This is a genomic window from Polaromonas sp. P1_E11, from assembly GCF_056405995.1.
Genome location: NZ_JBFUBA010000001.1, coordinates 23,444 through 34,509, shown reverse-complemented (window position 1 = coordinate 34,509; position 11,066 = coordinate 23,444). Strand labels below are relative to the sequence as shown.

Here is an 11,066-nt window from a genome sequence, read left to right as displayed (position 1 = left end):
ATATGATTTAATTGATTTTTTTAAGGCTGTAAATCTTTTATGGGGGGGTGTGAGTAGGAGATGTCATTTGCACATTCACGCAGCGATGCATTCATTTGCACGCTGTTCTTTCTGGCGGTGATGCCGGAATGTTTAACCGAAAGGGATGTGCCCTGGGCCGACTCATCAGGCCTGTTCCAATGCTCAGGGCGGGCGTCGTAACCAGAAGGATTTACATCGACGGTTCGGGCGTTCTCTAGCGTGTCAGGCACGGAAATTGTTTGCATCAAAGGGCGCAGCACGTTACAATAAGAGCTTCACGACCAAATGGGCGGGTTTTCACCGCCCATTTTTTTTGGGCGTTTGTTTTTGAACATACGGATTTAGAGCGGGTTTAAGAGACTGAATGGCATTGCAAGAGACGATTGAGCAAACTGTGACGGGGCTGGGCTACGAGCTGGTCGAGATAGAACGCACCGGCGGTGGTTTGCTGCGCGTCACGATCGATATGCCTTACGTCAAGGGCGCCGAACAGTTCATCAATGCCGAGGACTGCGAAAAAGTCACCCGCCAGCTCCAGTTTGTCCTGGAAGTCGAAGGCGCCGAATATGCGCGGCTGGAAGTCAGTTCCCCCGGCATCGACAGGCCCTTGCGCAACGAAAAAGATTTTGAGCGTTTTGCCGGTGAGCTGATCGACATCACGCTCAAGGCTCCCATTGGTGTGGCTGCCAGCGCCGGTTCAACCGTCGCGGCCAGCCGCAAGAAGTTTCGCGGCACGCTGGAGCGTGCCGTGGCCGCGGACGGCATTGCCGGCTGGCAGATCGTATGGAGCGATGAGCCGGCCGTCAAACCCGGCCAGAAGGTCAGTAAGAAGAAGGTTCCCGCACCGCTGCAGGCGTTGGGTTTTACCCTCGATGAGATTCAACAGGCGCGCCTCGCGCCGGTGGTTGATTTCAAGGGGCGTAAACCCAAAATAACGCCTGGTGCCGAACCCTTTGCAGAGAATTAATTTCAAGAAATGAAGAAAGGCAGGCTTGTGAAATGAATCGCGAACTGTTGATGTTGGTTGATGCCATCTCGCGTGAAAAAAATGTGGAACGTGACGTCGTTTTTGGCGCCGTCGAGCTCGCGCTCGCCTCGGCCACCAAGAAGGTGTACGAAGGCGAAGTGGACATCCGCGTAGCCGTCGACCGTGACAGCGGCAATTACGAAACCTTCCGCCGCTGGCTGGTGGTCCCTGACGAAGCCGGCCTGCAGAACCCTGAAGCCGAAGAGCTGGTCAGCGACGCACGCGACGAAATCGCCGACATCGAAGAAGGTGACTACATCGAAAAGCCGGTGGAAAGCCTGCCGATCGGCCGCATTGGCGCGCAAGCGGCCAAGCAGGTCATCCTGCAGAAAATCCGCGATGCCGAGCGCGAAATGCTGCTCAACGACTTCATGTCGCGTGGCGACAAGATTTTTGTCGGCACCGTCAAGCGCATGGACAAGGGCGACATCATTGTCGAATCCGGCCGTGTGGAAGGCCGCCTGCGCCGTTCCGACATGATCCCGAAGGAAAACCTGCGCTCCGGCGATCGCGTCCGCGCCATGATCATGGAAGTGGACACGACCCTGCGCGGCGCGCCCATCATCCTCTCGCGCACGGCGCCTGAGTACATGATCGAGCTGTTCCGCCAGGAAGTGCCTGAAATCGAACAAGGCCTGCTGGAGATCAAATCCTGCGCCCGTGACCCTGGTTCGCGCGCCAAGATCGCTGTGCTGTCGCACGACAAGCGTGTCGACCCGATCGGCACCTGCGTCGGCGTGCGCGGCACCCGCGTCAACGGCGTGACCAACGAGCTCGCCGGCGAGCGTGTCGACATCGTGCTTTGGAGCGAAGACCCGGCCCAGTTCGTGATTGGTGCATTGGCCCCGGCCAACGTGTCATCCATCGTGGTCGACGAAGAGCGTCACGCCATGGACGTCGTCGTCGATGAAGAAAACCTGGCCATTTCGATCGGCCGCGGCGGCCAGAACGTGCGCCTTGCCGCCGAGCTGACCGGCTGGAAGATCAACATCATGACGGCCGATGAATCTGCACAAAAGCAGGCCACCGAGACCGATTCCAGCCGCAAGCTGTTCATGGAAAAGCTCGACGTGGACGAGGAAATCGCCGACATCCTGATCTCCGAAGGTTTCACCAGCCTCGAAGAAGTGGCTTATGTGCCGCTGCAGGAAATGCTGGAGATCGAGTCCTTCGACGAAGACACCGTCAATGAGCTGCGCACGCGCGCCAAAGATGCGCTCTTGACGATGGAAATCGCCAAGGAAGAAAATGCCGAAGGCGTGTCGCAGAACCTGCGCGACGTCGAAGGCCTCACGCCAGAGCTGATCGCCAAACTGACAGAAGCGGGCATCCATACCCGTGACGACCTGGCCGATCTGGCCGTGGACGAACTTACCGATATCACCGGCCAGTCTTCGGACGAAGCCAAAGCCCTGATCATGACCGCACGCGCTCATTGGTTTACCGATGAACCCGCTGCCGCTGACACCCCTGCACCTGCAGCGGCCCAAGAGCAATGATCATGAAAGGCCTGCAGGAAAAAAACATATGTCCAGTACCACCACCGTCGCTGAATTCGCAGCTGAACTCAATAAATCCCCCGCAACCCTGATCGAGCAATTGACCAGTGCGGGCGTCGCCAAGGCGCAAGCCAGCGACCCTTTGTCCGAGGCGGACAAGCAGAAGCTTCTCGGCTATCTGCAGGCCAGCCATGGCACCGTCACGGCCGAGCGCAAGAAGATCACCCTGGTGAAAAAATCCACCAGCGAGATCAAGCAGGCCGATGCCACCGGCAAGGCGCGCACCATCCAGGTGGAAGTGCGTAAAAAGCGTACCTTTATCAAGCGTGACGATGGCTCCGACCAGCCTGCGGAAGAAGTGCAGCCTGAAGTGGCCGCCCCGCCGGCACCTCCCGTCATCGACGATGCTGAACTGATTCGCCGCGAAGAAGAAGCCAGCCGCCACGCAGAACTGCTGCGCCGCCAGGAGCAGGAGCTCGCTGAAAAACGCCGTCTTCGCGAAGAGCAGGACGCCAAGGATGCTGCGCGCGAGCAGGAGCGCCTGGCCGCCGAGCAAACCGCGCAGGCGGCTGCTGCAGCCGCCGAGGCCGTGGTCAAGAAAGCCAAGCCAGCCGGAAAAGCCAAGGATGCCGCGCCAGTAACAGCTGAAGCCACCAAAGCCGCTGAAACCGCCGCGGCCGTACAGGCCACGAAGGCGGCCGATGCCGCGGCTGCCGCTGCAACTGCCAAGGCCAAAGCCACCGCCGAATTCCAGGCTGACGCGGCCAAGGCGCAAGAGCTCCAGGACCGCCGCCGCAAGGCCGAAGCAGAAGCTGCCGGCATTCGCGCCATGATGTCCGCGCCCAAGCGCGTTCTGGTGCCCCATGTCGACCCCAAAGCCGCCATCAAGGGCACGCTGCACAAGCCGGCCGGGGCGCCGGGTGCCGCGGCCAAACCGGGTGCGCCGGCCGCTGCGGGTGCCCCTGGCGCCGCTGGCAAGAAGGAAGTCAAGTCGGAGAACCTGTCTTCGACATGGAAGGACGACGCCGCCAAGAAGAAGGGCATTCCAAGCCGTGGCGCACCCGTTGTGCCCGGCCGTGGCAATTTCCGTGGAGGCCCGCGTGGCCGCCGCAATGACCGTGAAGCACGTCCGGAGTCCACCTTCGTGGCGCCGACCGAATTCAAGGTCATTGAAGTGCACGTGCCTGAAACGATCACCGTGGCCGAACTCGCGCACAAGATGAGCGTGAAGTCATCCGAAGTGATCAAGCACCTGATGAAGCTTGGCCAGATGGTCACCATCAACCAGCCGCTGGACCAGGACACCGCCATGATTGTGGTGGAAGAAATGGGCCACAAGGCTGTGACGGCTTCGCTGGATGACCCGGAAGCCTTTGCCGACGAAGACGTGCAAGGCCAGCAGGCCGAGTTGTTGCCGCGTGCGCCGGTCGTGACGGTCATGGGTCACGTCGACCATGGCAAGACCTCGCTGCTCGATTACATCCGCCGCGCCAAAGTGGCCTCCGGCGAAGCGGGCGGCATCACCCAGCACATCGGCGCCTACCACGTGGAAACCCCGCGCGGCATGGTGTCCTTCCTGGATACCCCGGGCCATGAGGCGTTTACCGCCATGCGTGCCCGCGGCGCCCAGGCGACCGACATCGTGATTCTGGTGGTGGCGGCTGACGACGGCGTGATGCCGCAGACCAAGGAAGCCATCAAGCATGCCAAGGCGGCCGGTGTTCCCATCGTGGTGGCGATCAACAAGATCGACAAGCCCGGTATCAACATGGAGCGCGTCAAGGGCGAACTGGTCACCGAGGAAGTGATTCCCGAAGAGTTCGGTGGCGACGTTCCTTTTGTCGGCGTCTCCGCCCATACTGGCGCCGGTGTCGATGCCTTGCTCGAACAGGTGCTGCTGCAGGCCGAAGTGCTTGAACTCAAGGCGCCAGTGGATGCACTGGCCAAAGGCCTGGTGATCGAAGCCCGCCTCGACAAGGGCCGTGGCCCCGTGGCGACCGTGCTGATTCAGGCGGGAACGCTGAAAGCCGGCGACGTGGTGCTGGCCGGCTCGACCTATGGGCGCGTGCGCGCCATGCTGGACGAAAACGGCAAGCCGATCAAAACGGCGGGCCCGTCGATTCCCGTGGAAATTCAGGGCTTGACGGAAGTGCCGCAGGCTGGTGATGAATTCATGGTCATGCTCGACGAGCGCCGTGCCCGTGAAATCTCTACCTACCGCGCCGGCAAGTTCCGCAATACCAAGCTGGCCAAGCAACAGGCCGCCAAGCTGGAGAACATGTTCTCCGACATCGGCGCCGGCGAAGTCAAGATGCTGCCCATCATCATCAAGGCCGATGTGCAAGGCTCGCAGGAAGCGCTGGCCCAGTCGCTGCTGAAGCTTTCGACCGAAGAGGTCAAGGTCCAGCTCGTGTACTCCGGTGTGGGTGGTATTTCCGAATCCGACGTCAACCTGGCGATTGCCTCCAAGGCCGTGGTGATCGGGTTCAACACCCGTGCCGATGCCCAGGCCCGCAAGCAGGCCGAAAACAACGGCGTGGACATTCGCTACTACAACATCATTTATGACGCTGTGGACGAACTTCGCGCCGCGATGTCGGGCATGCTGACGCCGGACAAGAAGGAAGAAGTCATCGGCAATGCCGAGATTCGCCAGGTGTTCAAGGTCAGCAAGATCGGCTCGATCGCCGGCTGTATGGTCACTGCCGGGGTGGTTCGCCGCACAGCGCGCCTGCGCCTTCTGCGCGAGAACGTGGTCGTTTTCACGGGTGAACTCGACTCGCTCAAGCGCTTCAAGGACGACGCCAAGGAAGTCAAGGAAGGCTTCGAGTGCGGCTTGAACATCAAGAACTACAACGACATCCAGGTTGGCGACATCCTGGAGTTCTTTGAAATCAGGGAAGTGGCGCGGACACTGGAAGTCTGATCCCGGCTGGCCGGCAGCCCCTGGCTGCCAGCCTTTCCGCAGACCCCACCATTTTTTGACATGCGTAAAAAATCATCCACCCCGAATCGCGGTTTTCGCGTCGCCGATCAGATCCAGCGCGATCTGACGGAGCTGATCGCGCGCGAACTCAAAGACCCGCGGGTCGGGATGGTGACCGTGCAGGCCGTCGAGGTGACGGCCGACTATGCGCATGCCAAAGTGTTTTTCAGTGTGCTTGTCGGTGACCCGAAAGAGTGCGAAGAAGCGCTCAACCAGGCTGCCGGGTTCCTGCGCAACGGCCTGTTCAAGCGGCTGATGACGCACACCGTGCCGACGCTGCATTTCCACTTCGACCGCACGACCGAACGTGCGGCCGACATGAACGCCTTGATTGCCAAGGCGGTTTCTTCCCGCGCGCAAGACGACTGAGTTCGCGCCGTTTCCCTTGATGACAGGTTCAGGGACACGGTGCCAACGAAGCGCCCGGGCCAGCCCGCGCGCTGAGCCTGTCGGAATTTATGACGCAAACCTCTTCACATCGCCAGAAAATCCAGCGACGTCCCGTGCATGGCGTGCTGCTGCTCGACAAGCCGCTGGGCCTGTCGAGCAATCAGGCTTTGCAGAAGGCCAAATGGCTGCTGCGCGCCGACAAGGCAGGCCACACCGGCACGCTCGATCCGCTGGCCACCGGCGTATTGCCGCTGTGTTTTGGCGCCGCCACCAAGTTCAGCCAGATCCAGCTCGACGCCGACAAGACGTATGAAGCGGTGCTGCTGCTGGGCCAGAAAACCACCACGGCCGACGCCGAAGGTGATGTCATTGAAACCCGGCCCGTACCCGAGATTACACCGGCCTTGCTGGAGTCGCTGACGGAGCGTTTCACCGGCCCGCAAGCACAGGTTCCGCCCATGTACTCGGCGCTCAAAAAAGACGGCAAGGCATTGTACGAATACGCCCGCAAGGGCGAAGAGGTGGAGCGGGAAGCCCGTCACATCACCATTTTCAAGCTGAATATGGCTCTAGCCCATGACAACCGGGCGCAAGCAGCTATCAAAATCATAGTGACCTGCAGCAAGGGCACGTATATCCGCACGCTCGGTGAAGACATTGGCGAAGCCATTGGCTGCGGCGCGCATCTGGGTTCGCTCAGGCGGCTGGAGACCGGCGGCTACACGGCGCAGCAGTGCGTGACCTTGCCTGCCCTGGAAGCCATGACCGAGCCCGAGCGCGAAGCCTGCCTGCTGCCGGCGCAGTCGCTGGTGTCGGCGTACCCGTCTGTCACATTGGACGCCGACAATGCAGGGCGGTTTTTAAGTGGTTTGCGCCGCCGGGGTGAGCCCGGGCAGTGGGGCGCCGATGCGCCGTTGGTGCAGGTCTATGGCACCGAGCCGCCGGCGTTCCTGGGCTCGGCCCATGTCACGGCCGACGAATTGATTCCGCAGCGTTTGCTGAGCCCGATTGAAATACAGGACATTTTGCAAGCCGCCAGAACGCCGGCCGAACACTCCGCACCCGATTTCGCTGCTGCGCCCACAGGCGTTGCGGCTTCTTCTTTCCAACATTAACCCCGTACCGTTTCGAGTCTTCCTGAAAGCCAACCATGAGCCATAACCAAATCCGCAATATCGCCATCATCGCCCACGTTGACCATGGCAAAACCACCATGGTTGACCAGCTGCTGCGTCAGTCCGGCACCTTTGCCGAGCACGAAAAAGTGGTCGACACCGTGATGGACAACAACGCCATCGAAAAAGAACGCGGCATCACCATCCTGGCCAAGAACTGCGCCGTGACCTGGGAAGGCACGCACATCAACATCGTCGACACCCCGGGCCACGCCGACTTCGGCGGTGAAGTGGAGCGCGCGCTGTCCATGGTCGACGGCGTGGTGCTGCTGATCGATGCGCAGGAAGGCCCCATGCCCCAGACGCGCTTCGTGACCAAGAAGGCACTTGCCCTGGGTCTCAAGCCCATTGTGGTGGTCAACAAGGTCGACAAGCCGGGCGCCAACCCCGACAAGGTCATCAACGCCGCTTTCGACCTGTTCGACAAGCTGGGCGCCACCGACGAGCAGCTCGATTTCCCCGTGGTGTACGCCTCCGGCATCAACGGCTGGTCGTCACTCGAAGAAGGTCCGCCGAACGAGCAGTGGGGCCCCGACATGTCGGCGCTCTTCAACACCATCCTCAAGCACGTGCCTGCGCAAAAGGGTGACCCCGCTGCGCCGCTGCAATTGCAGATTTCCGCTCTCGATTTCTCGACTTTCGTCGGCCGCATCGGCGTCGGCCGCATCAGCCAGGGCACGATCAGGCCCATGATGGACGTGGTCGTCATGGAAGGCCCGGACGGCAAGGCCGTCAAGGGTCGTGTCAACCAGGTCTTGACCTTCCAGGGACTGGAACGCGTGCAGGCCACGGAAGCCGGCCCCGGCGAGATCGTGTTGATCAATGGCCTGACCGACATCGGTATCGGCGTGACGATCACCGACCCGACCAACCCCGCGCCGCTGCCCATGCTCAAGGTCGATGAGCCAACCTTGACCATGAACTTCTGCGTCAACACCAGCCCGCTGGCCGGCCGCGAAGGCAAGTACGTCACCAGCCGCCAGATCTGGGACCGCCTGCAAAAAGAGCTGCAGCACAACGTGGCGCTGCGCGTCAGCGAAACCGACGAAGAAGGCATCTTTGAAGTCATGGGCCGCGGCGAGCTGCACCTGACCATCCTGCTGGAGAACATGCGCCGCGAAGGCTTCGAAATGGCGGTGTCCAAGCCGCGCGTCGTGATGAAGGACGTCAACGGTGAAAAGCACGAGCCTATCGAGCTGGTCACGGCCGACATCGAAGACCAGCACCAGGGCGGCGTGATGCAGGCATTGGGCGAGCGCAAGGGCGAGCTGGTGAACATGGAGCCGGACGGCAGAGGCCGCGTGCGCCTTGAGTACCGCATCCCGGCGCGTGGCCTGATCGGCTTTACCAACGAGTTCCTGAACCTGACGCGTGGTTCTGGCCTGATCTCCAACATCTTCGACAGCTACGAAGCGCACAAGGGCGAAATCGGCGGCCGTAAAAACGGTGTGCTGATCTCGATGGACGACGGTGAAATCTTCACTTACGCCCTGGGCAAGCTGGACGACCGCGGCCGCATGTTTGTGCGCGCCAATGACCCGGTGTATGAAGGCATGATCGTCGGCATCCACAGCCGTGACAACGACCTGGTGGTGAACGCTACACGTACCAAGCAGTTGACCAACTTCCGCGTCAGCGGCAAGGAAGACGCGATCAAGATCACGCCGCCTATCGAACTCACGCTCGAATACGGCGTTGAGTTCATCGAGGACGATGAGCTGGTTGAAATCACGCCCAAGTCGGTTCGCCTGCGCAAGCGCCACCTCAAAGAGAGCGATCGCAAGCGCGCAGGCAGGTCCTGAGCCTTCACGGTGGCTAGCGTTCCTCGTTTGCCACCAACAGGAGCTGCCCTCGCCCCTGCCTTTCAACCCAGCATGAGCCGTGGAACCGGCTTTGCCGGGCCACAGGCGGGCGGCCCCCTCGGGGGGCAGGAAGCTACACGCAGTGAGCGACCGTGGGGGCTCCAGATAACAAGCCTATGAAACTCACGCATTCCAGAGCCGTCTTCCTGATGATCTTCGTGACCATGATGTGGTCGATTGCGGGTGTGGTCACGCGTCACCTGGAGTCGGCGCGCAGTTTTGAAGTCACGTTCTGGCGCAGCTTTTTCACGGTGGTTTCGCTGCTGGTCATCTTGCCGCTGTGGCAGGGCAGGGCGGTGTTCACCAAAATCCGCAACGGTGGCTCGGCGCTCTGGATTTCCGGTTTCTGCTGGAGCGTGATGTTCACGGCTTTCATGGTGGCGCTCACGCTCACCACGGTGGCCAATGTGCTGGTGACGATGGCGGTCAGCCCTTTCATCACGGCTTTGCTGGCACGCGCGTTTATCGGCCACCGCATTCCCGGCCGCACCTGGCTGGCCATTGCCATGGCGGGCGCCGGTATTGCGTGGATGTACGGCGGGCAGATGGACCTTTCCAGCCACCTGGGTGGAACGCTGGTCGCCCTGATGGTACCGCTGGCGAGCGCCAGCAACTGGACCGTGGTGCAGCACAGCCGTGCCCACGGCAAGAACATCGACCTGGTGCCTGCCGTGCTGGTGGGGGCGGTGATCTCATCGTTGGCCACCTTGCCCTTGTCGTTCCCGTTTTCCGCTACGCCACATGACGTCGGCCTGCTGGCCTTGCTGGGCCTGGTTCAGCTGGCCATCCCGTGCGTGCTGTCGGTGATGTGCGCCGGCGTTCTCAAGGCGCCGGAAGTCGCCCTGCTGGCGCTGCTGGAAGTGATTTTTGGTATTTTGCTGGCCTGGTTTGGCGCGGGTGAGGTGCCCGGCGCGAGTGTACTGACAGGCGGCGCGCTGGTGATAGGTGCGCTGGTGGTGAATGAACTGGTTGGATGGAGGCAGCGGGCATGAATACCGTCAGCAGAAACGATGTGCTGGTCGAGCGGCGCGGCAGTGCCGGGCTCATCACCCTGAACCGCCCCAAGGCGCTCAATGCGCTGTCGCTGGCCATGATCCGGGACCTGTCCGCCGCCTTGCTGGCCTGGCGTGACGACCCTGAGATTCATCTGGTGGCGATACGCGGCACCAACAAGAAGGGCCAGCCAGGCACGCCCGAGAGCCTCTTCGGCGGTTTTTGCGCGGGGGGCGACATCCGCTTTTTCCACCAGGCGGTTTTCGCGGGCGATTCCGCGCTGGAGGATTTCTTCACCGAGGAATACGCGCTCAACCACTTGATCCACAACTATCCCAAGCCTTACATCGCCTTCATGGACGGCGTGGTCATGGGTGGCGGTATGGGAATCAGCCAGGGCGCCAAGGTACGAATCGTCACCGAGCACACCAAAATGGCCATGCCGGAAACAAATATCGGCCTGTTTCCGGACGTCGGCGGCGGCTACTTCCTGAGCCGTTGTCCGGGCCACGCCGGCGAGTACCTGGCACTCACGGGTGACGTGATCGGCGCGGATGAAGCCATCGGTTACGGTCTGGCGGACGTCAAGCTGGAAGCCGCCCGCCTGCCGGCACTTTGGGACGCCCTGGGCGGGCGGGCTTTCGCTTCAGCTTCTGAGGCAGAGCAGTGGATTGCTACTGAATTGATAGCTGGTGGCGCCCGCCCTGTTTCGGCTACCGGTCATTTTGATGCTTATTTTTCGCTGGCACGGGTCAAACACATCGTGGACGCACTGGAGGCTTCAACCGACCCTTGGGCATTGAAGACGGCCACCACCTTGCGCAAGCGTTCACCGCTGATGCTGCATGTGACACTGGAGCAAATCCGCCGCGCCCGCACCATGACACTGGCCGACGACCTGCGCATGGAGCGTGACATGGTGTACCAGTGCTTTCACCTGCGGCCCGGCGCAGCCAGCGAAACCGTCGAAGGCATACGTGCGCTGGCCGTTGACAAGGACTACAAGCCGCAGTGGATGCCCGCGCGCATCGAAGACGTGAAGCCCGGCATGGCCGATGCTTTTTTTGTCAGCCCCTGGACGGCGGACGAACACCCGCTGCGCGGGCTCTGAGT

General features: G+C 61.4%; 8 protein-coding genes. All 8 read left to right on the top strand.

Annotation, left to right across the window (positions count from 1 at the left end):
* Positions 1-385 precede the first annotated feature (385 nt).
* Positions 386-988, top strand: a complete 603-nt coding sequence (rimP, locus tag AC1D11_RS00160) for a ribosome maturation factor RimP (protein ID WP_477649401.1) — start codon at positions 386-388, stop codon at positions 986-988.
* A gap of 32 nt (positions 989-1,020) precedes the next feature.
* Positions 1,021-2,547 carry a transcription termination factor NusA gene (gene nusA / locus AC1D11_RS00155; protein ID WP_457282764.1) on the top strand — a complete coding sequence of 509 codons (1,527 nt, stop codon included), beginning with the start codon at positions 1,021-1,023 and terminating at the stop codon, positions 2,545-2,547.
* Positions 2,548-2,575: 28 nt separating this feature from the next.
* Positions 2,576-5,473 (top strand): translation initiation factor IF-2, encoded by a 2,898-nt coding sequence (gene infB / locus AC1D11_RS00150; RefSeq protein ID WP_477649399.1) that lies wholly within the window; start codon positions 2,576-2,578, stop codon positions 5,471-5,473.
* A 60-nt stretch (positions 5,474-5,533) separates the two neighbouring features.
* Positions 5,534-5,902 (top strand): 30S ribosome-binding factor RbfA, encoded by a 369-nt coding sequence (gene rbfA, locus AC1D11_RS00145; RefSeq protein ID WP_457282766.1) that lies wholly within the window; start codon positions 5,534-5,536, stop codon positions 5,900-5,902.
* An 89-nt stretch (positions 5,903-5,991) separates the two neighbouring features.
* Positions 5,992-7,038, top strand: a complete 1,047-nt coding sequence (gene truB, locus AC1D11_RS00140; RefSeq protein WP_477649398.1) for a tRNA pseudouridine(55) synthase TruB — start codon at positions 5,992-5,994, stop codon at positions 7,036-7,038.
* 35 nt (positions 7,039-7,073) lie between these two features.
* Positions 7,074-8,900 carry a translational GTPase TypA gene (typA, locus tag AC1D11_RS00135; protein WP_457282768.1) on the top strand — a complete coding sequence of 609 codons (1,827 nt, stop codon included), beginning with the start codon at positions 7,074-7,076 and terminating at the stop codon, positions 8,898-8,900.
* 176 nt (positions 8,901-9,076) lie between these two features.
* Complete coding sequence (locus AC1D11_RS00130; RefSeq protein ID WP_477649397.1) at positions 9,077-9,952, top strand: DMT family transporter; 876 nt, start codon at positions 9,077-9,079, stop codon at positions 9,950-9,952.
* Positions 9,949-11,064, top strand: a complete 1,116-nt coding sequence (locus AC1D11_RS00125; protein WP_477649396.1) for an enoyl-CoA hydratase/isomerase family protein — start codon at positions 9,949-9,951, stop codon at positions 11,062-11,064. The genes AC1D11_RS00130 and AC1D11_RS00125 overlap by 4 nt, the downstream gene beginning before the upstream one ends.
* The last annotated feature ends 2 nt before the right edge of the window (positions 11,065-11,066 follow it).